The organism is Chitinimonas violaceus (assembly GCF_052601015.1).
Genome location: NZ_JBQXDJ010000005.1, coordinates 55,912 through 81,204, shown reverse-complemented (window position 1 = coordinate 81,204; position 25,293 = coordinate 55,912). Strand labels below are relative to the sequence as shown.

The 25,293-nt window shown below is 57.0% G+C and carries 15 protein-coding genes; 4 read left to right on the top strand and 11 right to left on the bottom strand.

Features of this window, described 5'->3' with window-relative positions; all coding sequences use genetic code 11:
- The first annotated feature begins 123 nt into the window (after positions 1 to 123).
- The 3 genes from recC to recD are packed head-to-tail and all read left to right on the top strand — an operon-like array spanning position 124 to position 8,611.
- A complete protein-coding gene (recC, locus tag ACUHMQ_RS03110) occupies positions 124 to 3,363 on the top strand; it encodes an exodeoxyribonuclease V subunit gamma (protein ID WP_445293983.1) in 3,240 nt (1,079 codons plus the stop codon).
- Positions 3,360 to 6,875, top strand: coding sequence for an exodeoxyribonuclease V subunit beta (recB, locus tag ACUHMQ_RS03105; protein WP_445293982.1), 3,516 nt, complete (start codon positions 3,360 to 3,362; stop codon positions 6,873 to 6,875). The genes recC and recB overlap by 4 nt, the downstream gene beginning before the upstream one ends.
- Positions 6,872 to 8,611, top strand: coding sequence for an exodeoxyribonuclease V subunit alpha (recD, locus tag ACUHMQ_RS03100; RefSeq protein ID WP_445293981.1), 1,740 nt, complete (start codon positions 6,872 to 6,874; stop codon positions 8,609 to 8,611). The genes recB and recD overlap by 4 nt, the downstream gene beginning before the upstream one ends.
- 237 nt (positions 8,612 to 8,848) lie before the next feature.
- Here recD and ACUHMQ_RS03095 read toward each other — a convergent pair whose 3' ends face one another.
- A complete protein-coding gene (locus ACUHMQ_RS03095; protein ID WP_445293980.1) occupies positions 8,849 to 11,764 on the bottom strand; it encodes a sensor domain-containing protein in 2,916 nt (971 codons plus the stop codon).
- A 209-nt stretch (positions 11,765 to 11,973) separates the two neighbouring features.
- On the bottom strand, positions 11,974 to 13,974 hold the full coding sequence (locus tag ACUHMQ_RS03090) for an acyltransferase family protein (protein WP_445293979.1): 2,001 nt from the start codon (positions 13,972 to 13,974) through the stop codon (positions 11,974 to 11,976).
- A gap of 48 nt (positions 13,975 to 14,022) precedes the next feature.
- On the opposite strand from ACUHMQ_RS03090, the gene ACUHMQ_RS03085 reads away from it, so the two are divergent.
- A complete protein-coding gene (locus tag ACUHMQ_RS03085; protein ID WP_445293978.1) occupies positions 14,023 to 14,154 on the top strand; it encodes a hypothetical protein in 132 nt (43 codons plus the stop codon).
- A 75-nt stretch (positions 14,155 to 14,229) separates the two neighbouring features.
- Here ACUHMQ_RS03085 and lpxC read toward each other — a convergent pair whose 3' ends face one another.
- The 9 genes from lpxC to murD all read right to left on the bottom strand — a co-directional run bounded on the left by lpxC (position 14,230) and on the right by murD (position 25,292).
- Entirely contained in the window at positions 14,230 to 15,141 is a 912-nt protein-coding gene (gene lpxC / locus ACUHMQ_RS03080) for a UDP-3-O-acyl-N-acetylglucosamine deacetylase (RefSeq protein ID WP_445294026.1), read from the bottom strand.
- A 353-nt stretch (positions 15,142 to 15,494) separates the two neighbouring features.
- A complete protein-coding gene (gene ftsZ / locus ACUHMQ_RS03075; RefSeq protein ID WP_445293977.1) occupies positions 15,495 to 16,676 on the bottom strand; it encodes a cell division protein FtsZ in 1,182 nt (393 codons plus the stop codon).
- 74 nt (positions 16,677 to 16,750) lie between these two features.
- Positions 16,751 to 17,989, bottom strand: coding sequence for a cell division protein FtsA (gene ftsA, locus ACUHMQ_RS03070; protein ID WP_445293976.1), 1,239 nt, complete (start codon positions 17,987 to 17,989; stop codon positions 16,751 to 16,753).
- 38 nt (positions 17,990 to 18,027) lie between these two features.
- The gene (locus ACUHMQ_RS03065) at positions 18,028 to 18,771 is read right to left on the bottom strand and encodes a cell division protein FtsQ/DivIB (RefSeq protein ID WP_445293975.1); all 744 of its coding nucleotides are present in this window, start codon (positions 18,769 to 18,771) and stop codon (positions 18,028 to 18,030) included.
- Between the two features lie 425 nt (positions 18,772 to 19,196).
- Complete coding sequence (locus ACUHMQ_RS03060; RefSeq protein WP_445293974.1) at positions 19,197 to 20,123, bottom strand: D-alanine--D-alanine ligase; 927 nt, start codon at positions 20,121 to 20,123, stop codon at positions 19,197 to 19,199.
- Positions 20,120 to 21,514, bottom strand: coding sequence for a UDP-N-acetylmuramate--L-alanine ligase (gene murC, locus ACUHMQ_RS03055; protein WP_445293973.1), 1,395 nt, complete (start codon positions 21,512 to 21,514; stop codon positions 20,120 to 20,122). Before murC ends, ACUHMQ_RS03060 begins: the two co-directional genes overlap by 4 nt.
- The gene (murG, locus tag ACUHMQ_RS03050) at positions 21,511 to 22,560 is read right to left on the bottom strand and encodes an undecaprenyldiphospho-muramoylpentapeptide beta-N-acetylglucosaminyltransferase (RefSeq protein WP_445294025.1); all 1,050 of its coding nucleotides are present in this window, start codon (positions 22,558 to 22,560) and stop codon (positions 21,511 to 21,513) included. Before murG ends, murC begins: the two co-directional genes overlap by 4 nt.
- A gap of 155 nt (positions 22,561 to 22,715) precedes the next feature.
- On the bottom strand, positions 22,716 to 23,885 hold the full coding sequence (gene ftsW / locus ACUHMQ_RS03045; RefSeq protein WP_445293972.1) for a putative lipid II flippase FtsW: 1,170 nt from the start codon (positions 23,883 to 23,885) through the stop codon (positions 22,716 to 22,718).
- Between the two features lie 30 nt (positions 23,886 to 23,915).
- Positions 23,916 to 25,292 carry a UDP-N-acetylmuramoyl-L-alanine--D-glutamate ligase gene (gene murD / locus ACUHMQ_RS03040; protein WP_445293971.1) on the bottom strand — a complete coding sequence of 459 codons (1,377 nt, stop codon included), beginning with the start codon at positions 25,290 to 25,292 and terminating at the stop codon, positions 23,916 to 23,918.
- Between the last annotated feature and the right edge of the window lies 1 nt (position 25,293).

The window sequence follows — 25,293 nt, the reverse complement described above, 5'->3', positions numbered from 1 at the left end:
GTTAAGTCCTCAAGCTGGGTGTGAGCTGGATCTGCTGCCTGTTGCGACATGAAGAGTGTGTGCCCCGCATCTCGCGGGTTTGCGTCAATTGGTATTTCTCTAACCCCATCGTCGCTATAAAACTTGTCGGGACAGGTACGGGTCGCAGGTATCATCGCCAGCATTCCCCCAGCTTTTCCGAGCCCCGTGCTTCACCTCTATCAATCCAACCGTCTCGATACCCTGGCCAGTCTGTTGCAGGGTGTGTTGTCGATACCGCCGGCTGATGTTTACGCCCGCGAGACGATTATCGTCCAGGCTCGCGGCATGGGACGTTGGTTGAGTCTGAAGATTGCCGAACAATTCGGCGTCTGCGCCAATGTGGATTTTCCATTGCCGGCTGGTTTCCTGTGGCAGTTGATCGAGACCGTGCTAGGTCCACAGCCACGCAGTGGCCCGTTCGGCAGCGATGCGCTGGCTTGGCGTTTACATGCTTTGCTGGCGGACCCGCCGGCCGGGTTGGCGGGTTATTTGTCGGTGCGTTACCCCCATGCATTGCAGGATGTGGCTGTTGTAGAGAACGAGCGGCATGCCTATCTGGCCGAACGCAGGCGTTGGCGACTGGCTACCCGCATTGCCGATGTATTCGACCAGTATCTGGTTTATCGGCCCGACTGGCTGCAAAGCTGGGAGGCAGGCCACAGTCTGGGCCTGGGTCCGGATGAAGTATGGCAGATGGATCTGTGGCGTAAGCTGGCGCTAGATCGTAGCAGCGCCCACCGTGCGGACCTGATGCAATCGTTGATCAACCGCCTGCATGACCCGGCACCCCTGAATTTACCTGAACGCATTGTGTTGTTTGGTAGTACCAGCCTCCCCCCTTTGTTGCTGCAGGTATTGCAGGCCCTGGCTGTGCGTATTGATGTGGGCTTGTTCGCCCTTAACCCCAGTAGCGCACCGTGGGGCGATATCAGTAGCCGTGGCGATGCGCATGGTGTAGGGGAACGGCTGCTGGCCGCCTGGGGTGCGCAGGGGCGGGTGTTTTTCGACGAATTGGCGGGTGTGGACGCACTGACCAATCTATTCGACGAGACACCGCCATCCGCAAGTCTGCTCAAACAGTTGCAATACGATGTGCTCACCCTGCAAACGCGGTCTGCGTTGATATTGGATAACCAGGACCAGAGCCTTGCTGTGCATGCCTGTCATAGCCCGCTGCGCCAGGTGGAGACGCTCAAGGATGCGCTGTTGGCGCGATTGCAGGCAAACCCCAGCCTGCAGCCGGCTGACATTGTGGTGCTTTGCCCTGATATCGACAGCTATTCACCCTATATCGACGCGGTGTTCGGACAGGGGGAACCAACGCTGCCATATGCCGTGGCTGACAAAGGGGGACTGGCTGCTTCACCGTTGCTGGCGGGGTGGCTGGAGTTACTGCGCTTGCCTGATACCGATTGGGAAGCTGACCGGCTGGTCGCGTTGCTGGAAATGCCAGCGCTAGCTGCCGGTTTTGGCCTTGAGGTGGACGACCTTCCTTTGCTGCGCGGTTGGATTGCAGACGCGGGTATCCGACGTGGCCGCGATGGTGATGCTTTCAGTTGGCAGGCGGGGATAGGTCGTTTGTTGCTCGGGGTAGCCATGTCTTGCGATGTTGGGGTGGGCGCTGCCGAATCAACACTCCCCTTGTTCGCCGGTTTGGTGCCGGTGGCGGACCTGGACTTACGGTTTGCGACGCAAGTAGCAGGAATGAGTCGATTCATCCGTACCCTGGCAAGTTGGCAGGATGCGTTGATCCAGCCACGGGCATTGGTGGAGTGGTCGCAACTGCTTGCAGATTGGCTTGGGCGGTGGTTTGTGGAAAGCGAAGAGGATCTGCCCGCGCTCGATACACTACGTGCCGCATTGGTGGAACTGAGCGAGTTGGCCGAACGTAGTGGTGTGGATGCAGCAGTTGGCCGGGTAACGGTACTGGAATGGTTGAACAGCGCATTGCAGGCTGGTTCCAGCGCCGGGGGCTTCTTGACAGGTGGTGTTACCTTCGCACAGCTGATGCCTATGCGTAACCTGCCTTTCCGGGTGGTGGCTGTGCTGGGGCTCGATGATGGCCACTTTCCACGCGACAGCCAGCCCGATGGATTTGATCTGATCGCCCGTCACCCACGCCGCGGAGACCGGGCCAGGGCCTTGGATGAGCGCTGGCTGTTCCTGGAAACCGTACTGGCGGCGGGCGAGAGCCTGCTTTTGTTCTATACCGGCCGCGATGTGCGAAGCGATGTTGCGCTGCCACCCTCGACGGTGATTGCCGACTTGCTCGACGCGATTGATAGCGGTTGGCAGGATGCCGCGGGCCAGCCTGCCTCGCGGCGGATAGTGCATACTCACGCGTTGCAGCCGTTCTCGCCTCAGCAGTTTGCCGAGGATGCCAGTCTGCCGGCATTCGACCCACGTTGGGCCAGTGTGGCCCGGCTGGCTGGCCATGGCAGTGGTTATCCACCCAACTTGGCAACAGCCAACCTGCCGTCTGAACACCTTAAAGAAGTTGCCCTGGCCGATTTACTGGCTTTTGCCAGCGATGCTAGCGCTTGGTTTCTGCGTCGGATTGGTGTGCGTTTCGAGCGCAGCGAAGCGGCGTTGGCAAGCCGTGAACCTTTTGCCTTGGATGGTTCGGCAGAACGCACTTTGCTGCAACTGGCCGGCAATGATGGGGATGTGGCCGATAACCTTGCGTTGCTGGGGCATGGCGCAGCTTTATTGCCAGAAGGATTGGCTGGCGAAATCTGGGCGGAACGTGCGGCGGAGAAGTTTGGCCCGGCATTGTCGCTGTGGCGGCAGTTCGGCCAAGGTGATTATCCGGTTGAAATTGAAATCGATGGCTTACGTTTGCATGGTCTCTTGCGTGGCCTGGACAGTACCGGCCTGGGTTTGCGTCAGGCAGGCAAGTTACGCGAAGCGGATCGGGTACGCGCATGGTTGCAACATCTGGTGCTGTGCGTTTGCCAACCTGCGGGTGTCGCCATGCAGAGCCGGATGGTGGGCCTGAGTGAACGTGCGGACTATGCCACGCCTATCGATGCCCATGCGTTGCTGGCCGACTGGTTGGCTGCGTATCGCACAGCCCATCAACGCCCATTACCATGGTTGCCGCGCAGCAGCTTTGCCTATGCCGAGGGCTTGGTCGCAAAGCGCGATGGCGGCCCGGAGCGTGCCATGGTCAATGCCCGTAAGGTATGGGACGGGTCTGCACTTCAGACCGGAGAGAGGGACTTCGACAGCGTACGTGCGCTGTGGCGCGGCCAGGCACCGTTTGATGACGATTTCACCGCCATGGCCGAACAGTTGTTACTGCCACTGTTGACGCACGAGACCCGGGGGAAGCTGGCATGAGTGCCGTCTTTTCAGCCCTGGGTGCCCCACTGGATGGCCTGAACCTTATTGAGGCGAGTGCCGGTACTGGTAAGACCTGGACGATCGCCGCTTTGTATGCCCGCCTGGTGCTGGAGAAAGCGCTGAGCCCAGAGCAGATACTGGTGGTGACCTACACCAAGGCCGCCACTGCTGAATTGCGTGGCCGGATTCGTGCCCGCCTGGGCCAACTGGCCGACAGCTTCGAGCGTAACCAGCCGGTAGATGATTTTTGCGCTGCATTGCTTGCCGCCACTACTGAGGACGCCCGGCTGGATGCTGCCAAGCGTTTGCGTACTGCGGTATCGGGGTTCGATGCCGCGGCGGTGTTCACCATCCATAGCTTTTGCCAGCGTGCGTTGGGTGAGAATGCACTGTTGGCGGGCTTGGAGCTGGAGCGCGAGTTCCTGGCTGATGAGGCTGATCTGTTGCAGTCGGCCGCTGATGCAGCCTGGAAGGCAGAAGTTGCTGCGGCGAGCCCGGCTTGGCTTGGTTGGTTGATTGCTAACAAGGCGTCACCCGAAAACTGGCTGAAGCTGCTGCGTGCCTACCTTAGCCACAGTGATTTGCGTATTGCGCTGCCTATAGGTGTCGATGCCGCTGCTTGTGAAATGCGGTTTCAAGAGGCTGCAGTGGTATTGCGTGATGCATGGGTGCAGGATGGAGACGTAGCTTTGCAGTGGCTGGCGACTCGTTCGGAAGCAGGCGAATTTAATGGCTCGCATCGTAAGGATTGGTTGGCGGGTTCGATAGCGCTTTGGCGGCAATGGTTGGCTGGCAACGGTTTGCCAAACGTGGTTGAAGACGAGAAATCTCCAGGCCAGGCCGAGAGCAAAGTACGTCGCCTCTATGCACGTGAACTGGCGAATGGTTTGAAAACCGCGGCGGAAGTACCGGCAGTATTTAACCTGTTCGAGCCCTTTATCAGCACTGCAATGCAGTTGCAGCAGGCCTATGCGTTGCGGCTGGCTGCTACGCATGCCCGTTTGATCGGCGAGCTGGCTGAACGCGTGGCGGAGCGAAAGCTTGCGTTGGGCGTGATGAGTTTTCACGACTTGCTGGTGGAACTTGCGCAGGCGCTGGATGGCCCGAACAGTGCACAGCTGATTGCCGCGCTGCAAGACCGTTACCACGCAGCGCTGATCGACGAATTCCAGGATACTGACCCGCTGCAATTCCGGATTTTCGACCGCCTCTTTAACAGTACGTCAAATCAAGCCAGCGTTTTCCTGGTGGGTGACCCCAAGCAGGCTATTTACGCATTCCGGGGTGCTGAATTGCATGCGTATCTGGCTGCTCGCGCCAAGGTGGATTTGAACCGCCGTTACAGCCTTTCCATCAACCGGCGTAGTACGCCGGCCTTGGTCGATGCGGTAGGCCAGGTATTCAGCCAGTCGGCAACACCCTTCCTGTTAGAGGACCTTGATTACCCCGTGGTGGCAGCCGAAGACGACAAACCGATTCTGACCATAACCGGGCAGCTACAGCCCGCCATGGCGTGGGAATGGTTGGGGGACGAGGCGCTGGGCAAAGGCGAAGCGCGTAGTTTGGCTGCGGCCCGATGTGCCGATCGTATCGCAGCGTTGCTGGCTTCTGGCGTGGCAAAGCTTGGTGAGGAACCGCTGACCGGGGGCGACATTGCCGTGCTTGCTGGCGCGCATGCTGAACTGGAGGCCATGCAGCTGGCCTTGAGCGAGCGGGGTGTGCCCAGTGTGCGTCTCAGCCAGGAAAGTGTATTTGATACCGATGAAGCGAGGGATTTGCTCCAGCTGCTTTCCGCCTTGATCGAACCTTCCGAGCGTGCAGTGCGGGCGGCGATGGCGACTGTCAGCATGGGGCTTGAGGCCGCCGACTTGTATGCCCGTTTGCATGATGAAGCGGCGTGGGAAGCCACCTTGGCTGATTTCCGGCGTTGGCAGCAGCTGCTACATAGCCGTGGCGCGATGGCGGCCTTGAACGCTTGGCTGATCGAGAGTGGTTGTGCCGAGCGTATCGCGGCATGGCGTGATGGCGAGCGCCGCCTTACCAATCTGCTGCACCTGTTCGAATTGATAGAGCTTGCGCGGCGTGAACGACCGGGACTTGCGCCGCTATTGGCGTGGTACCGGAATACCTTGGCGGATTCGAGCGGAGAGAACGAAGGCCGACTGATGCGTTTGGAAAGCGATGCGAGCCGGGTGCGACTGGTGACTATCCATGCATCCAAGGGTTTGGAATACCCGGTGGTCTTTTGCCCGTTTCTTTGGGAAGGCGCGCTGTTCAAGCAAGGTGAGACATTGGCGCTTTGCCACGAGGGCGACGGCAATGTGCTCGACTTCGGGTCCGAACGTTTCGAAGCGCGCCGTGCAGCAGCCAAGCAAGAAAAGCTGGCGGAGAAATTGCGGCTTTTGTATGTGGCGTTGACACGACCAAAGAGTGCCTGCTTTATCGCCTGGGGGGAGGTAAGCGACTTGCCCAGCTCGGCATTGGGTTGGTTGCTTGCAGGTGGTGCAGAGCGGGACCGTAATGCGAATACGCTGAAGCAGGAGGTCGATGCGCTCATCGCCAAGGCAGGCAGCGCTTCGATCATGGGGTGGACTGACAGGTTGCCAGATGTGGCAACCGAGCACATGCAATCTCCGCCTACCCATGGCGATGCCCATCTGGCAAAGCTTACACGCCGTTTAAGCTGGCAGTGGCGGATGAGCAGCTTTTCTGCCTTGACTGCCGGCGTGCATGCCGAATCGCCAGATTACGATGCCAACCCTCGTGATCCTTGGTTGCCAGACCCTGATAAGGCAGGTCTGTTCGATACTTTCCCTGCCGGCCCACGTGCCGGGATTTGCCTGCATACCTTGTTTGAGCATTGGGACTTCCGTAGTCGCGACCGTACCAAACTGGAAGCGCTGGCACACAAGCATCTGCTGGCCCATGGCTTTGATGCCGACTGGACGGGGATGGCGGCGGATCTGGTTGAAGCGACAATGGCCGCACCGGTTACAGAGCAAGGCCGCAGCCTGTATGGATTGCCACCTCAACAGTGTCTGGTTGAGCTTGAATTTACCTACCGCTTGCAGCCATTTGCCTGGGCTGCATTGGCAGCTGTGTTGGCCGACCCGGTGCATGGCATGCCACCTGTTTTTGCCCAGGCTGCAGCGGGCTTAAGTGCAGAAGTCGGTGCTGGTTATCTCAAGGGTTTTATCGACCTCGCCTGCGAGCTGGACGGTCGCCATTATGTGCTGGATTGGAAGTCCAATCGCTTGCTGGGCTATGGCCCGGCCGAACTGGAAACGGCGATGGCAGAGGAACACTATTATCTGCAAGCACTGATCTATTGCGTGGCCTTGCATCGCTACCTGTGTTGGCGTAAGCCCGGGTACGACTACGACCGAGACTTTGGTGGTGCGCTCTATCTGTTCTTGCGTGGCATGCCAAATGGCGGTGTTTGGCGCTACCGGCCTACGCTCGGTTTGATCCACGCGCTGGAAACCTTGTTGTGCGGGGCGCCACGATGAACACCACTACCTTAGCCCCGTTTGCAGCTGAAATTGTTGAATGGCTGGCAGTACATTTTCCTGCAGCTAACAAAGCGGCTTTGCTTGGTGCGGGCCTGGTTGCCAGTCGGGCGGCTGAAGGACATGTCTGTGTCGATCTGCCTGCCGAGGCGGGGCGGCATTGGAATGGCGAAGTTCTGCCGGATTGGCTAACTTGGCGTGTTGCATTGAAAGCCAGCGGCTTTGTAACAGGACCCACAGGTTTTGCGCCTTTGGTGCTGGATGGCAACAATCTCTATCTGGCCAGGCTATGGGCAGATGAGCAAGGCTTGGCGGATTTGCTGCGCCAGCGTGCGGGCCAAACCGGGCTCGATCCGGCGGCTGCTCGTAAGGTGCTGACGCCGCTGTTTGCCGGTACCGCGGCTGACGATGGCCAACGTCTGGCGGCGGCAACTGCGTTGTTGAACCGGATTGCCTTGATTTCGGGTGGCCCCGGCACTGGTAAAACCACCACGGTGGCCAAGGTGCTGGCTGCACTGTTGCAATTGGAGCCGGACTGCCGCGTTGTACTCGCCGCACCGACAGGCCGGGCTGCTGCACGCATGGTGGAAGCGTTGGATAGCGCTAAGCAGCAGTTGGGCCTGGATCTGGTTACGCAGGCTGCTTTGCCGCATCAAGCGCAGACCTTGCATCGTTTGCTGGGGTACCGGCCCGATTCCGCCACACCACGCCATGGGCCAGATAATCCCCTGGCCCTGGATGCGTTGGTAGTCGATGAAGCGTCGATGATCGACTTGGCGCTGTTTCGCCGTTTGTTACAGGCATTGCCGGCGCATGCCCGGTTGATTATGTTGGGCGATCGTGACCAATTGGCCTCGGTAGAGGCAGGCAGTGCATTTGCAGAGCTTATACGGCTGGCTGGCCATACCTTGGAAGGTGCGGCGCGTTTGGCGGCAGCTACCGGGACCAAGTACCGCGCCGCTACTTCCGCCATACCATTGGGTGACGGCATTGCACTGCTGAGCCGCAGTCATCGTTTTGGGGCCGATAGCGGTATCGGTGAGCTGGCGCGTTGTGCCAATGCGGGTGATGTGAATGCTGCCTTGGCAGTACTGCGGGAAGGCCGTGCAGATATTGCCTGGCAGGCGGGTAGAGTCAACGAGTGGGTGCCCACAATGCTGGCAAACTTGGGGCCTGCCTTGGCTGGCTACCGCGTTGCTATTGCAGAGGGGGATGCGGCTAAAGCGTTTGCCGCATTTAATCGGCTGCGGTTGTTATGTGCTGTACGTGAAGGACCGGCAGGGGTAGCGACTGTGAATCGGCTGATCGAAACCCGCTTGATGCAGCAGGACATAAGACGCAAACCTTGGTATGCCGGCAGGCCGGTGATTGTACGGGCCAATGAGACAACACTGGGTTTGGCGAATGGCGATGTCGGGCTTACATTGATGGGGCCAGATGGTTTGAGGGTGGTATTCCCCAGTGGTGAGGGTTGGCGTTCGTTGGCTCCGGCGCGATTGCCAGCGCATGAAACGGCCTTTGCGCTGACGGTGCATCAATCGCAGGGTTCAGAGTTTGAAGCGGTCTGGTTGTTACTTCCCGATGAGGAGTCGGCAGTATTAAGCCGTAGCCTTGTCTATACCGCGCTGACCCGGGCACGCAAGAAGGTGATGTTGTGGGGATCGGGCACGACGTTGGCGGTTGCGCTGGGGCGGGAGATGCAAAGGGGGAGTGGTTTGGCTGCCCGTCTCATCTAAAAGTCTGCTGCGCGTCGGCAATACGGAGTTGACAATCCCCTCGGAATGCTTATTTACCCTTTAGTAAACTCCGCTTCCTCGGGTGTTTCCGCCTTGTCTTGTCTTGTCTTGTCTTGCCTTAGCTCGCGAGACTTTGAACGTGCTTTTATTACAAGCTTTGCGAACCTTGGTGTGGCTGAGAAGATATCCAATAGCTTGATCACTGCTGCACAGTCAGGTCGTGAGCAGCACTTTGTATCAATGGCTGGGGTGCTTTTCCCTATTTTTCACCCACGCTTCCAACGCATCAGCAGTCATGGGCTTGGCGAAATGATAGCCCTGGGCGATGTCGCAGCCTTCATTTTGTAGAAAAGCCAGCTGTTCAGCGGTTTCCACCCCCTCTGCGACTACCTTCAGGTGCAGGCTTTGGCCAATGCGGATCACCGCGCTGGCGAGTGCACGGTCACCCGGGTCTTCGCTTAGGTCGCGTACGAAGCTTTGGTCGAGCTTCAGCTCATTGACTGGGAAGCGCTTCAGATAGCCCAGGCTGGAATAGCCGGTGCCAAAGTCATCCACCGCCAGTGTGAGGCCCATATTATTGAGGGCCTTCAATACACTTAAGGTGTCGTCGTCACGCTGCATCATCAGGCTTTCGGTGATTTCCAGTGTCAGCTGCGATGGGGGCAGCATGTGACGATCCAATGTTTCAACCACCCGTTTGTAGACATTGTCGTGGCGGAATTGGCGTACAGACAGGTTCACCGCGATGCGCGGTATGGGTATCCCGTTACGTTGCCATTCGGCCATCTGCCGGCACGCTTCATTCAGTACCCAGGTGCCAATCTCGTCGATCAGGCCGCATTCTTCGGCAACGGGAATAAACTCGGCTGGTGAAACCATACCCCATTGCGGGTGCCGCCAGCGCACCAAGGCCTCAAGGCCGTGCAGCTGGCCATCCGCAATGTAGACCTGCGGCTGGTAATTCAGCAGCAATTCGTTGCGAGCCAGTGCCACCCGCAAGGCGGCTTCCATCTTCAACCTGGCCGATGCGTTCTGGTTCATCTCATAGTGGTAGAAGCAGTACGCGTTGCGGCCGCCTTCCTTGGCCCGGTACATCGCGGTATCAGCATTCTTGAGTAGGGTGTCGTAGTCCTCCCCATCGCTGGGGTAGAGGCTGATGCCGACACTGGCGGAAGGATTCAGCACAATACCGTCGAACTCCACCTTTTCTGCGGCGGAGACGATCAGTTTCTCGGCAATGGTTGCAGCGCCGCCCATATCGCAATCGGGCAGCAGCAATACAAACTCATCGCCACCAAGCCGGCATACGGTATCGGAGTCGCGTACCAGCGCTTCCAGCCGCTTGGCGATAGCCTGTAGCAGGCGGTCGCCACTAGCGTGACCAAGCGAGTCGTTGATGGTCTTGAAACGATCGAGATCGATAAATAGGAGCGCTAATTGGGTTGAGTCGCGTTGTGCCCGAGCCAGCGCCAATTCAACCCGGTCGGCAAACAGAGTGCGGTTTGGCAGGCCGGTAAGGCTGTCGTAAAAGGCGAGTGTGTGGACGCGCGCTTCAGCTGCGCGGTGTTCGATGGCGATACCTGCCAGATGGGTGCAGGCATTCAGCACTCGGCGGTGGTAGTCGCTTGGGCCACGCTTTTCACGGAAATAAAGCGCGAAGGTACCCAATACCCGGCCATCGCTGGCGTGGATGGGGGTGGACCAGCAGGCGGCAAGACCATGCTGTAGCGCGAGCCCCTTGAAGTCCGCCCAGAGCGGGTCTGTGGAAATATCGTTGACCTCAATGCTGCGGTCAAAGTAAGCCGCAGTTCCGCAGGACCCGATGGTGGGGCCAATACGCACGCCATCGATGGCCTGGTTATAGCTTTCGGGCAGGCTGGGGGCGGCACCGGTGAATAGCTGGTCCCCTTCTAGCACCAGAATTGAGCAGAAAGCATCTTTGGTCAGCATCTCCACGCGTTGTGCCAGTAGCTTTAAAAGGTGCGAAATGTTGTATCCGGCAGCAACAGCTTCCAACGCATCGTGCTGCAGGCTCAGCATGCCCTCTGCTTGCACCTGCTCGCTGATATCGAGCGTGTACGACACCATGAACTCCTCACCCTCAAAGTTTAGGTAGGAGGCATGGACTTCGATGTCGATAAGGGTGGAGGGGATACGCAGCGCTTCCGAACGCTGGCGAAGCGAGCCGGTGGTCTTGATGCTTTCCCAGAGTTTTGGCCAATTCAGTTCGCTGATGCCGAGATTGAAGAGCCAGATCGGTTCGTTAATCAATTTTTCGTGCGGGCAATTGACCAATTCGCACGCGTATTGATTGGCGTAGTTGATTCTTCCGTCCGCGTTTACCCAGACCACCGCAATGCGTGCCTGCTCCACGCTGAATTGCGTTATCCGCAGCCAATGCTCGGCAGCCTTTTGCGGGGTGATGTCATGGATGATGGAATGCAGCAACGTACGGCCGGCTTGATTGATGGCCGAGGATTGCACCTCGACGTCGCGTATCTCGCCGCTCTTGAGCCGGTGCTGGAATTGAAAGTAGTACGTTTCCTCCATGGTAGTGTTGGCCATCCTGGCGGCAACCTGGTCCGGGCTGAGGGTATTGATCTGGTTGATATTGAGCTGAACGAAGGTTTCGGCGTCATAGCCATAAAATGCGCAGGCAGCTGGATTGGCAGCAACGATCCGGCCATCTTTGGGGTCGATGATCAATTTGACTGCACCGCTGTGTTCGAATACAGCCCGGCTTGCCCGTTCGGTTTCCGCAATACGCTGCTCAGCCTCGCGCCGCCAGCTGATGTCGCTGACAAAGGCGATTTCCCCTTCATAGGTGCCGTCTGCATCCAATAAAGGGGAGGTGCACATCTGGGTCCACACTTCCTCGCCATTCATCCGACGAAAGCGAAAGTCGTAAGTCCCATGTTTACCCTGCCGGCACTTCTCAAAGTTTTTCTGGACTGAGGGGATGTCCTCTTCATAGACGAAGTCCCAGATCGGCCTGTCGATGATGCTGTCTATTTGCCCTCCCAGGATCTGGGCCATCCGGGCATTCAGGTAATGGGTATTACCGCTGGTGTTGATCAGCCAAATGCCTTCCTCCGCGTCCTCGACGATACGACGGAACAGATGCTCGTCAGTGTGGTTAAGCGAAGCCGGCATGATTTCCCATATGACCTGAATGCGGTCTGCATCACATTAATATATAGGGCCTACCTTTGCTCTTTGCAGTCGTAACGGCGAAGTGGTGCACAGCTTTGCTATGTAAAGAAATGCTGGCGTGTGTTTACCGGCAGGCGCAGTGGCGGATGCGGTGTTTTGCATGAGGCTGGAAAAGACTGGGCTGTGATTGTCCAGAAGTAGCCAGTTGATCAAGTTCCGAGCTTTGAGGGGACAGCAAATACCTGCTGGAACATTGGGGTCAATAATTTATTGCCAAATTCACTGAGATGGTCGTCATCGTAATAAAGGGGCCATCCATTCTGACTTCCCCAATACCGACCATCACGTACCAGGTAGGGAGCTGGATCAAGGAGCTTCACCCCACAACGCTTGGCAGCTTCATATTGGGCTTCTCGAACAAAGGTATGCCGTTTCTGGTATTCCATCTGCGAGATGGAGATTCCGACTTCTCCAAAGCCAAAGACTGCGCGACGAGCCATGAACTTTGGAACATCAATCGGCATTTCAGGAATGGGCTGTACCAAATAGGTTGGTTGTCGCTTAGCAATTAGACAAGCTGTATTGATTAATTTTTCTTTGAATTCGGCAAGAAATTCTGGTGCAGGTGTTGCGTATTTTTTATCAAAGTATATAAGTGGTCTTTTTTTGAGTAATGGGTCGCCATTATGCTGGCCAAATGCATAGACAGATGTACGATTTATAATAATTACCGGAATTTTGGCGTCAAAACTGGATAGCTTCTTTATTGCCCAATCATTGAATGCGTCACAGTGTTGAGTACTAGGGGCTGCTTCAGGAATTAGGTGTACACCCGAAATTGTTGGGCAACTCACATAGCTCCAGTCTATAACGCCATCGCTTTTATTTGGCAACGCGCTTTGTACTGCAGTGGTTAATGCATCTGCATGGCTATCTCCGAGGACAATCGCACGTATATTTTCTCCGCCATAAACACAAGAAGGGGATTGAGTACCCGATGCGCTGAAGCAATGATCTCGATTAGGTTTTACATTATTCGACTCCCGAGATACTTGCTCCCAGTGTGCTGGAATCCTATCTGCTATAGATTGGTGGCGTATAAAGCCTGCGGCAATGACCAGTAATACAGTTGCTGTTCCTATGATCGCGAAATCTGCTCTCGGTTTTAATTGAGCTAAGTACCGGCGTGCAGGTGCTTCCACCAGGCGGTAAGAGGTTTCTCCAATCAAGAGGGTGGCAAGCAAGCCTGTACCAGTCCATTTGGTACTGTCTTGCATGTTGACATAGTTGAGTATGACGACTATTGGCCAGTGCCAGAGATAGATTGAATAGGATCGGCTACCTAGCCATTGTGCAAATATGTTGGCAGTTATAAGGGAATTATGTCGATTTGCCGCTAATAGGAGCATTGTCCCTACAACTGGCAAAAGAGCGAGCCCGCCTGGCCATGCCGAAGTACTATCCAGTATAGTAATCGACATAACAATCAAGCCAAAACCAATTGTTTCTAGGAATATAGCTTGAGCGTATGAGGGTTTGCTTTGTACGGTAAACCACCAAACTAGACTACCAGCAAGCATTTCCCATGCTCTGCTTGGCAACAGATAAAATGCTGCTGCCGGTGTACGCTCGGTTAGATAAACTGACCAGATAAAAGAAAGAGTAAAGGTCAGAATTAATGCGACTTTAACACCTGCTTTACTCCACCATCGCCAGATGAATAATAAGGCAATAGGGAGCAGTAGATAAAACTGCCATTCAACGGAAAGCGACCATGTATGTAATAACCACTTTTCGTGCGATGCTGCATCAAAATACCCATCTTCTTTCCGGAATTTTAAATTGGAAAGAAACGTAATGGCATAAATTATATGGCGTCCCAATAAATGATAATCAGGAGTTGGGAGGTAGAACCAGCCTAGTATAAGTAATACGACACATAATAAAAATAATGCTGGAATAATTCTTCTTGCACGCGCTAAGTAGAAATGCCATAAGGAGAATCTTTGTGCTTCCAGTGCGGAAATGACAATACCAGTCATTAGGAAGCCGGAAATAACAAAGAATATGTCGACGCCAACAAAACCACCGCTAAAACCTGAAATACCAAAGTGGTACAGCACAACTGCTAGCACTGCCCAAGCACGGATCCCATTGATATCGATACGGAAAGAGGAGCGCGTAGCAGCAGGAGCCAAAGTTGAGGTCATCGTGAAACTCTAAGGTACTAATGAAGTGGCGCGGACTGTGCATAATCCATGCAGCGCGTTGCTTATTACGTCAGCATCAAGCGCTCTATAAACAGCCCGATCACCATGATGAGCAATGCAGCGATGCCGACGCCGATTACCCAACGTCTTGCGCGACGCCAATACAGGTTGCCGGTGTGACGTTCTTTCCAGTAGCAAAATGCCCAAAGGAGTACGAGGGTGACGAAGAGAATGCGTAGGAATAGAAACACAGGCTTAGATTCGGGCAGGGATATATTGGTGGAATGAGCTAGGCGCTTCTTCCGAATTGTTAAAGCTGACGTATTCCCACGCTTCGGGGTTGGCAAGCAGGGCACGCAATAATTTGTTGTTCATCGCATGGCCGGACTTGAAGCCTTCGAAGCTGGCGATCAATGGGTGGCCGAGGATATACAGGTCGCCGATCGCGTCGAGCACTTTGTGCCGGACAAATTCATCTTCAAAGCGCAGGCCCTCCTGGTTGAGCACCTTGTATTCGTCCAGCACGATGGCGTTTTCCATGCTGCCGCCCTGGCCCAGGTTGTTTGTGCGCATGTACTCGACTTCATGCATGAAGCCGAAGGTACGGGCGCGGGCGATTTCCTTGATGTATGAGGTATTGGCGAAATCCAGCTCTACTGACTGGGCAGCTTTCTGAAAGGCAGGGTGTTTGAACTCAATGGTTAGCTTGACCCTGTAACCGTCATGCGGCGACAGGCGTACCCATTTGTCGCCTTCTACCGCCTCAACGGTCTTCTTGACGCGTACAAAGCGTTTTTTTGCTTTCTGGTCCACTACGCCAGCTTGCTGGATCAGATAAAGAAAAGGGGCGGCGCTGCCATCCATGATAGGCATTTCCGATGCCGTCACATCCACAAGCACATTGTCTATGCCCAGGCCGGCGAAGGCAGACATCAGGTGTTCGATGGTGGCGACCCGAACCCCGTCTTTGATCAACGTGGAGGAGAGGCGCGTGTCATTGACGAGTTCCGGTCCAACCTTGAAGGCCGGCTGACCAGGTAGATCGGCGCGTCGGAACACAATGCCGCTGTCAGTATCTGCGGGCGAGAGAGTGAGTTCCACCTTTTCGCCGGAATGCAGGCCTACGCCAACAGCGTGAATGGGTGACTTCAGGGTGCGTTGATAAATCATGGAGGGCGCTCAATTTAACCAAGCCGCGCCAGAAACGGAGTATGGCTCTCCTTTCCCTTGAGAGAGCAAGGGACGGAAGCGCATAGACGCTGGCGGCGAGAAGGCCTCGATTTTACCGTATGGCAAACTCGATGCTGATTAAACATTGCTATGGCGGCATTAGGCGAACAGAACCGATAGCCCTGTTGAGGCAAAAGCGCCAAGCACCCACCTTTGGCAGGTTTGAATTAAGCAGAATGTCGGCTGGGCCGGTGTCCCGGCTTCATGTTGTGAGACGCAGCCGTACACAAGGTACGGCGGCTATCACAGGCAGGAAAGCGGGGTGCACCGTCGCCGTTTTCTCATCCCGATCAGTCCGCCTGCTTACGCAGGAAGGCTGGGATATCCATATCACCGCCGGAAAACGCCGGGCTGCGCTGTGACTCTACAGCTACGCCACCACCGTTGCTGCCCCGCTGGTTACGGCGCATGACGGCAGGTACGTCGAGCTCGTCATAATTCGGCATACCGGCATCGTCAGTACCTGTGCGATGGACGATATGCAGGCTTGGCGCTTTCTTCGACTCATGGCCGCCCAGACCTGTGGCCACCAGGGTCACTCGGATCTTGTCACCCATGTTTTCGTCGAAAGCGGTACCAAAGATGATGCGTGCATCGTCTGCGGTATAAGCCTTGATGACTTCCATCACCTCATGCACTTCGCGCATCTTCAGGCTGAAGTCGGCAGTGATGTTGACCAGCACGCCGCGAGCGCCATTGAGGCTGATGTCTTCCAGCAAGGGGCTGGCGACAGCGGACTCGGCGGCAATACGGGCGCGGTCTACACCTTCGGCGTGTGCCGAACCCATCATCGCCATACCCATTTCGGTCATCACGGCCTTCACGTCGGCGAAGTCCACGTTCACGAGACCGGGTACGTTGATAATTTCGGCGATGCCCGCTACCGCGCCACGTAGCACGTCATCAGCCGCTTTGAATGCATCCTTGAAGGAGACATCCTCGCCAAGCACCTGCATCAGCTTGTCGTTGGGGATGATGATCAGTGAGTCGACATACTTGTTCAGCTCTTCAATACCCGCTTGTGCCGCTTTCTGACGCTTGCCTTCGAAGGCGAATGGACGTGTTACCACGCCTACGGTCAGGATGCCGCGCTCACGGGCGATTTCCGCCACGATGGGGGCTGCACCTGTACCTGTACCGCCACCCATGCCAGCGGTGATAAAGACCATGTCGGCACCATCGATCATCTCGGCGATGCGTTGACGGTCTTCTTCGGCTGCGGCGCGACCAATATCAGGGTTGGCGCCAGCGCCAAGGCCCTTGGTCAGGTTGCTGCCAAGCTGTACCACGTTATCAGCGCGATTGCGCTTCAATGCTTGCGCATCGGTATTGGTGCAGATGAACTCCACACCGGTCACGCCGGAATCGATCATGTGATCGACAGCGTTGCCGCCGCAACCACCCACGCCAATCACCTTGATCCTAGCGACTGGTGCGATGTCCTGCGCTGCTTCTAAAAACGAAATAGGCATTGCTCTCTCCTCTTTGCCCAAAGTAAGTACTTCAATAAGAAAGTGCCAGCGATACTCGGCTGTCGACTTTCAACTCAGAAATTCCCCTGAAACCACGTCTTCATGCGTTCTAACAGGCCGCCTATACTGGCTCCCTGCATTGATTTGTAACCATTGCGCTGGGCTTGCTGCCTGCCCAGTACCAACAAACCTACAGCGGTGGAAAAACGCGGGTTTTTCACGACTTCTGCGAGTCCGCCTACGTACTTGGGCACGCCCAAGCGCACTGGCAGGTGGAACACTTCTTCGCCTAGTTCGACCATGCCTTGCATCTGGGCCGAACCTCCGGTGATGACAATGCCGCTGGAGAGTCGCTCCTCAAAGCCGGAACGACGGAGTTCGGCCTGCACTAGGCTGTACAGCTCTTCTACTCGTGGCTCGATGACCTCGGCCAGGGTCTGGCGATTCAGCTGACGCGGACCGCGCTCGCCGACACCAGGTACTTCAATCATTTGCTGCGGGTCTGCCAGTTGACGCAGGGCCACACCGTGAGTGCGCTTGATGTCCTCTGCTTCCTTGGTGGGGGTGCGCAGGGCCATGGCGATATCGTTGGTGACCTGGTCACCAGCGATAGGAATCACCGCGGTATGCCGGATAGCACCATCGCAGAACACAGCGATATCGGTAGTGCCGCCGCCGATATCAATCAGGCAGACGCCCAGCTCCTTCTCGTCCTCGCTCAGCACCGACATCGCACTGGCCAGGGGTTGCAGGATCAGATCATTCATTTCCAGGCCGCAACGACGCACGCACTTGGTGATGTTCTGTGCCGCGCTGATGGCGCCCGTGACGATATGCACCTTCACTTCCAGGCGCACACCGCTCATGCCCAAGGGCTCCTTCACATCCTCCTGTCCGTCGATGATGAATTCCTGGGTCAGGATGTGCAGGATCTGGTGCTCGGTAGGGATATTGACGGCACGTGCCGTCTCAATCACCCGGTCGACATCGGCCTGGGTGACTTCCTTGTCCTTGATTGCGACCATGCCGTGCGAGTTGAAGCTGCGGATATGACTGCCGGCAATGCCAGTCAACACCTCGCGAATCTTGCAGTCCGCCATCAGCTCAGCCTCTTCCAGCGCGCGCTGGATGGCCCCGACAGTGGACTCGATGTTCACCACCACGCCTTTTTTCAATCCCTTGGACGGAGCCTGCCCAAGGCCGATGATTTCCATACGGCCATCGGGCAATACTTCGGCCACCAGCGCCACGATCTTCGAGGTGCCAATGTCGAGCCCGACCAGCAGGTTCTTCGTTGTGTTCGGTTTATTCACCGTCATTCTCCAAATGCACTGTTCGCTACCTTCCCACGTCAAGTTGTCTTGGGGGCAGGTTTGGGCTTTGGCTTGGGCGTAGGTACGCCACCGGGAAGCCGAACCGCAAACCCATTCGGGTAACGCAAATCTACATAAGAAATCGGACGATTGATCACCGCCAGCGTGCGCGGGTAGGCCTCAACAAACTTGGCCAATCGTTGTTCCGGGTTGTCCCGGCCGATTTCCACCAATAACTTCTCATCCAGTTGCAACCGCCACGCACGCCGGGGCGAAAGCCAGATATGGCTGGGCTTGCGTGAGATAGCTAACAACTGATCGCGAAAGCCGACATAGCCCTGCGCCATCTCGAATTCGCTGCCTTCCGGTCCTTCCAGCACCGGCAGCATTTCATTGCTGGCGGCGTCAAAACGCTCGCCATACGTATTCAAAAGACCCACCGAACCCCAGCGGGCCAGCGCGGTGTGCTCTTCGATCGCCACATCGAGCCGGTCGGGCCAGCGTCGACGCAGGTTGACCTGCCGAACCCACGGCAGCTTTTCGAATGCAGAGCGGGTCTTGTTCAGATCCAACGTGAAGAAAGTACCCTTAAGTTCGTTCTTCACGATGTATTGCAACTGCTCGCGCGTGACATGCGACAAGGTGCCATCCACCTTGATCTGCCGTACCGGGAACAATGGTGAATGCACAATCACCAGCAACGCTGCATACAGGAACAGCAGTACCGCCAATGCGATCAGCAGGTTGGATAGCCAGTTGAGGGCTTGGGGCTTATCCCACATGGAGGTTTCCTAGCTGCGTTGACCATTGTGTGCGACCGGCAAAGCCGGTCGGGATTGGCCATTGTTTCAACGTCGCCATGTGTCCGTGATGGATTCCCACTCCCTCCGCCCTCGCCTGCTGGCGAGGGAACCTCGCTGCGCTCGTGGTGTGGCGGCTTTCCGATTGCGTTGACCATTGTGTGCGACCGGCAAAGCCGGTCGGGATTGGCCATTGTTTCAACGTCGCCATGTGTCCGTGATGGATTCCCACTCCCTCCGCCCTCGCCCGCCGGCGAGGGGACCTCGCTGCGCTCGTGGTGTGGCGGGCTTCCTGTTTTGCGTACATACGATGTTGTGCTTGCATTGCAGGCGCACGCACACAGGTCAGCATTGCTGCTGCTTGTGTTGCTTGGCGGTTCACTGCATTTACTTGCACGTTGTTTCCTTTATGTCTTCAACGTGGTGTCGAGAATGCTCAACACCAGGTCCTCATAACTCATCCCGGTGGCTTTCGCGCCCATGGGGAAGAGGCTGTGGCTGGTCATGCCGGGAGCGGTGTTGACTTCGAGCAGGTAGGGGTTGCCGGCTTCATCCATCAGGAAGTCGACACGCGCCCAGCTTTCACCGCCTATGGCCCAGAATGCCTGCTTCACCAATTCGGCGATTTCAGCTTCACGAGCGGGCGCGAGGCCGCAAGGGCAGCGATATACCGTGTCGTCGCGGAAATACTTGGCTTGGTAGTCGTAGAACTCGGTGGCTGGCTCGATCTTGACCATGGGCAGAACGGTGTAGCCCTTGACTGGGTCGCCCATAACCGGTGCGGTGTATTCGCCACCACCAATAAACTGCTCAGCTAGCACCAGCCGATCGTATTTGCGGGCTTCGGCATAAGCAGCTCTCAGCTCGCCTTTGGCCTTGACCTTGATCACACCGATGCTGGAGCCTTCGGTGGCGGGTTTGACAAACAAGGGCAAGCCTAACTGTTCTTCTACGCTTGCGAAGTCGCTGTTTTCGTCCAACAGTTCGAACGCAGGAATCGGTAGACCGAGTGCACGCCAGAGCAACTTGGTACGCAGCTTGTCCATGCCGATGGCCGAAGCCATCACGCCGCAGCCGGTGTAGGGAATGCCCAGAAAGTCGAGCGCACCTTGGATGGTGCCATCTTCGCCGCCAGGGCCATGCAGAATCAGAAATGCGCGCGTAAAGCCTTCATCCTTCAGTGCCGAGATGGGCTTGTCCTTTGGGTCGAATGCATGCGCGTCTACGCCGCGGCTTTGCAGCGCGTTCAGAACGCCCGTACCGCTCATGATTGATACTTCGCGCTCTGCCGAGGTGCCGCCAAAGACGACGGCTACTTTTCCGTATTTGTTCATGCTTTTGCTACCAGTTTGGCAGGGATGGCGCCGATGGAACCGGCGCCCATTGTTACGATCACATCGCCGTCGTGGGCGTGTTCCAGAATCGCTGTTGGCAGCTCAGCCACGTCTTCTACAAACAGGGGCTCAACCTTGCCGTGTACACGAACGGCACGGCTCAGCGCGCGACCGTCGGCAGCGACGATGGGCGATTCACCTGCGGCATAGACCTCGGTAAGCACCAACGCGTCAGTGGTTGAAAGGACGCGGGCGAAATCCTCGAAACAGTCGCGGGTACGGGTATAACGGTGGGGTTGGAACGCCAGCAGCAAGCGCCGATCAGGGTAGGCCCCGCGGACAGCGGCCAGTGTGGCGGCCATCTCAACTGGATGGTGGCCGTAGTCGTCGATGACGATGGCGCGGCCGCCCTGTGGCAGAGCGGTTTCGCCATAGTGTTGGAAACGCCGTCCAACACCGCCGAAATCGTTAAGCGCCTTTTGGATGGCAGTTTCGGATGCGCCAACTTCCAGGCCGACCGCGATAGCGGCCAAGCTGTTCAATACATTGTGGTGGCCCGCTGCATTGAGCGTGATCTCGATGCGGTACTCAATACCGTTTTTCCACACCGCATCGAACCGCATCTGGCCGCCAGGAAGGGCAACGATGTTTTCGGCGCGCAGCGTGGCGTCCGGGCTAACCCCATAAGTCGTCATCGGCTTGGAGACCATGGGCAGGATGGCGCGAACATTCGGGTCGTCGATACACAACGCTGCCCGGCCATAGAAAGGCAGATGGCTGAGGAAGTCGAGGAAGGCTTGCTTCAGTTTGACGAAGTCGTGACCATAGGTGTCCATATGGTCGGCATCGATATTAGTAACGACAGCCAATACCGGTTTGAGCATCAGGAAGGACGCATCGGACTCATCGGCTTCCACGACGATAAAGTCACCGCTACCCAGCTTTGCATTCGTGCCGGCAGCGGTGAGCTTGCCGCCGATCACATAGGTCGGATCGAGCCCTGCTTCGGCAAGGATGGAGGCGATAAGGCTGGTAGTGGTGGTCTTGCCGTGCGTACCGGCCACCGCAATACCTTGGCGGAAGCGCAATAGCTCGGCCAGCATCATGGCGCGTGGGATGACCGGTGCTTGGCGTGCACGTGCTGCCAGTACTTCCGGGTTGTCTGCCTTGACGGCGGTAGAGGTCACCACCACATCGGCGTGCTGCTGGTAGCTTGCATCGTGGCCGATAAAAACCATCGCCCCCGCTTCGCGCAGACGGGCTGTCGTCGCACTTTCGCCAAGGTCTGAGCCCGATACGTCAAAACCCAGATTCAGCAGGACCTCCGCAATACCACACATGCCGGCACCACCGATGCCGACGAAGTGTATGCGTTTGACCTTGTGTTTCATGCCGTTACTTCCTCAATGATGTCCGCTACCACCTGTGTGGCGGCGGGCAAGGCTTTGTTTCTGGCTGCCTCGGCCATATTCACGAGGCGCTCGCGTGTTAGTTCAGTCAGTTGCGCCGTAAGCCATTCGGGCGTGAGGTCGCTCTGCTGGACGAGAATGCCGGCACCGGCATCGCTCAGGTATTTCGCATTGCCGGTCTGATGGTCGTCCACGGCATGGGGGTAGGGCACCAGGATGGATGCGACGCCAGCAGCAGCCAGTTCGGCTACCGTCAGCGCACCTGCCCGGCAGATCACCAGGTCGGCATCTGCGTAGGCCTGGGCCATATCGTCGATAAACGCTATACATTCGCCGGTTACACCAGCTTGTGCGTAGTTGCTGCGCAAGGCATCGATCTGTTTGGTGCCAGCCTGATGCGTGACTTGCGGTCGTTGATCGGCCGGGATGAGCGCAAGCGCCTGTGGCACCACGGTGTTCAGTGCCACCGCGCCCAGGCTGCCACCCACCACCAGAATGCGCAGCGGGCCGCTGCGGTTGACAAAACGTTCGGCAGGCGCAGGCAATGCAGCGATATCCGATCTTACCGGGTTGCCTACCAAGGTCCCGCGGGCGGCAAAGGCGCTTGGGAAGGCGGTAAGCACATAGTCGGCAAGGTAAGACAAGACCTTGTTGGTTAGGCCTGCCACCGAGTTCTGCTCATGAATGACCAGTGGTTTCCACAGCAAGGTGGCGGCCAACCCGCCGGCGAAACCGGTAAATCCACCAAAGCCGATCACCGCATCAGGCCGGTGGCGGAAGATGACCGCAACCGATTTCCACAGCGCAATAGCCTGCTCCATAGGCTGTACCAACTTGCGCACCAAGCCTTGCCCACGTACTCCACCGATGGACAGCAGTTCGATGGGAATGCCGTGGTCAGGCACCAGTTTGGCTTCCATCTTGTCCTTCGCGCCCAGCCACACCACGGTCCAGCCACGTGTCTGCATTTCTTTCGCGACAGCAAGTGCTGGGAAGATGTGACCACCTGTACCGCCCGCCATGACCATCAGGGTACGTGGGCGGCTGTCAGCCTGGGATGTGCTGGAGGCTGCGTGAGCAGCTGCCTTGTAATCAGCAGGGACATCCGGTTGATGAACGTGTGAGAGCACCGGCTGTACGCTCGTGCTGCTGTTCTGTTCATCTTTCACAGTCCACGACTCGCTCATACCGTATACCCCCCCATCAGCTGGCGGTTTTCCCAGTCCACGCGCAGTAGTACGGCCAACGCAATCAGGTTGGCCAGGATGCCCGAGCCACCGAAGGACAGAAGCGGTAGGGTGAGGCCCTTGGTAGGCAGCAGGCCCATGTTCACGCCGATATTGATGACCGACTGCACACCCAGCCAGATGCCGATACCCTGGGCGATGAGCGCCGAGTAGTAGCGTTCGAGCTTGGTGGCCTGTATGCCGATGATGAAGGCGCGGAATATGACCCAGCTGAACAAGAGAACAACTGCGGCGATGCCGATAAAACCAGTTTCCTCGGCGATGATGGCCATCAGGAAGTCGGTATGGGCTTCGGGCAGGTAGCTGAGTTTTTCGACCGATCCACCCAGCCCCACCCCGAACCATTCGCCGCGGCCAAAGGCGATAAGCGAATGGGAAAGTTGGTAGCCCTTGCCATAAGGATCCTTCCAGGGGTCCATAAAGCCCACCACCCGCGCCATGCGATAGGGTTCGACGACGACGAAAAGCACGAAGCCGATCATCAGCGCTACCATCAGGCCGCCAAACAGACGCCAATCGAAGCCGCCCAGGAACAGAATCCCCATGGCGATGGCGGTGATAACGGCGAGTGCGCCGAAATCGGGCTCGGCCAGCAGCAGTACACCGGTAACCAACATCACCACGAACATCGGCACAAAGCCCTTCACTAGGCTGTGCATGTAGGCCGCCTTACGGACTGTGTAGTCAGCGGCGTAGAGCACCACGAAGAACTTCATCAGTTCAGATGGCTGCAGGTTGATGACGAACAGCGACAGCCAGCGCTTGGAGCCATTGACCTCCCGGCCGATCCCGGGAATCAGCACCAGAATCAACAACCCCGCACCGAACAGGAAGATATAAGGCGAGTATTGCTGCCACATCCGCGTCGGGACCTGGAATGCCACAAAAGCCGCCACAAGACTCACGAAAAGGAAGATGCTGTGGCGGATAAGGAAATAGCTGGAGCGAAAGCCGGTGTCGTGGTCGACTTCCGCTGCAGCGATCGAGGCTGAATAGACCATGATCAGGCCGATCGCGAGCAACAGCAGCACCGACCAGACCAGGGAAAGGTCATAGCCATGCATGCTGGGGCGACGCTTGAAGGCCTGATAAAACTGCTTCACCAAACGGACTCCTGTTTATCTCGGTTAATCCACTCAGCCGTTGCCGAGCGTCCGAACCGCGGAGATGAATACTTCTGCGCGATGCGTGTAGTTCTTGAACATGTCGAAGCTGGCGCAGGCCGGGGACATCAGCACTGCGTCACCAGCCTGGGCTTCCTGGGCGGCTGCCTTCACGGCTTCGTCCATACTGGCGGCATCGATCAACTTGACGGAGGTATTGGCCAGTGCGGCGCGAATCTGCGGGCCGTCACGGCCGATCAGAATGGCGCTGCGCACCTTGCCTTTGCAGGCTGTAGCCAATGGACTGAAGTCCTGACCCTTGCCATCGCCACCGGCGATAAGGACAACAGGTTGTCGCATGCCCTTTAACGCGGCTTCGGTAGCGCCGACATTGGTACCTTTTGAGTCGTCGTAGTAACGAACTCCTTTCACTTCCGCGACAAATTCCACTCGATGTGGCAGGCCCTTGAAACGCTTGAGGGCTGATACCAGCGGCAAGGTGGGTAGGCCAATGGAGCGTGTCAGCGCAAGCGCAGCCAGTGCGTTGGCTGCGTTATGTAGGCCGGCCAGCGGCAATTCGCTTGCCAACATCAACACAAAATCGCCGCAGACGAGCTCGTAGTCGTTCCCTACCTTGTGCAGGCCGTATTCGGTGGGTGTACGTGGCGTATCGAGGCCAAACCAGAACACCTGACGACCCGGGCGTGCCATGCCGCGGCAGTAGCCGTCTTCACGGTTCAATACCATTGCGCCAAGGCCTTCGAACACGCGGGCTTTGGCCATCGAGTAGTGCAGGATTGAATCGTAACGGTCCAGATGGTCTTCGCTGACGTTTAGTACTGCCGCTGCATCAGGGGCGAGGCTGAAAGTGGATTCGAGTTGGAAGCTCGACAATTCAAGCACCCACACATCCGGTTTGGGACGTGTTTCAGTCTCGATCTCAGTCAAGGCATCCAGCACCGGGGTGCCGATATTGCCGGCTACGATCGTGTTGAGGCCGGCGGTTTCGCACATTGCCCCAACCATGCTGGTGACGGTGGACTTGCCGTTCGAGCCGGTAATCGCGATCACCTTTGATTTGGGGTCGATCACCTCTCTGGCGCGGGCGAACAGCTCGATATCGCCCATGATCTCGACACCGCGTTCTGCGGCAGCCACGATGTATGGTTCGGAAAGCGGCATGCCGGGGCTGACAACCAACAACTCTGCCCCATCAAACGTCGAGTCGCTAAATGCACCAAGCATTGTGGGTATCTGCGGCAGCAGTGTGCGCAAGTCATCCAGCCCTGGCGGGTTATCGCGACTATCGGCCACGCTGACCACGGCGCCATGTCGGCTCAGCCATTTGGCGGTCGACAACCCGGTGATGCCCAAACCCACAACAGTGACGTGCTTGCCTGCTAGGTGCATA

Bases quoted from the DNA above. Each gene is read 5' to 3' on its own strand.
- recB (WP_445293982.1), top strand. From the start codon at position 3,360: ATGAGTGCCGTCTTTTCAGCCCTGGGTGCCCCACTGGATGGCCTGAAC.
- recD (WP_445293981.1), top strand. From the start codon at position 6,872: ATGAACACCACTACCTTAGCCCCGTTTGCAGCTGAAATTGTTGAATGG.
- ACUHMQ_RS03095 (WP_445293980.1), bottom strand. From the start codon at position 11,764: ATGCCGGCTTCGCTTAACCACACTGACGAGCATCTGTTCCGTCGTATC.
- ACUHMQ_RS03090 (WP_445293979.1), bottom strand. From the start codon at position 13,974: ATGACCTCAACTTTGGCTCCTGCTGCTACGCGCTCCTCTTTCCGTATC.
- ACUHMQ_RS03085 (WP_445293978.1), top strand. From the start codon at position 14,023: ATGCAGCGCGTTGCTTATTACGTCAGCATCAAGCGCTCTATAAACAGC.
- ftsZ (WP_445293977.1), bottom strand. From the start codon at position 16,676: ATGCCTATTTCGTTTTTAGAAGCAGCGCAGGACATCGCACCAGTCGCT.
- ACUHMQ_RS03065 (WP_445293975.1), bottom strand. From the start codon at position 18,771: ATGTGGGATAAGCCCCAAGCCCTCAACTGGCTATCCAACCTGCTGATC.
- ACUHMQ_RS03060 (WP_445293974.1), bottom strand. From the start codon at position 20,123: ATGAACAAATACGGAAAAGTAGCCGTCGTCTTTGGCGGCACCTCGGCA.
- murC (WP_445293973.1), bottom strand. From the start codon at position 21,514: ATGAAACACAAGGTCAAACGCATACACTTCGTCGGCATCGGTGGTGCC.
- murG (WP_445294025.1), bottom strand. From the start codon at position 22,560: ATGGTCATGGCGGGCGGTACAGGTGGTCACATCTTCCCAGCACTTGCT.
- murD (WP_445293971.1), bottom strand. From the start codon at position 25,292: ATGCACCTAGCAGGCAAGCACGTCACTGTTGTGGGTTTGGGCATCACC.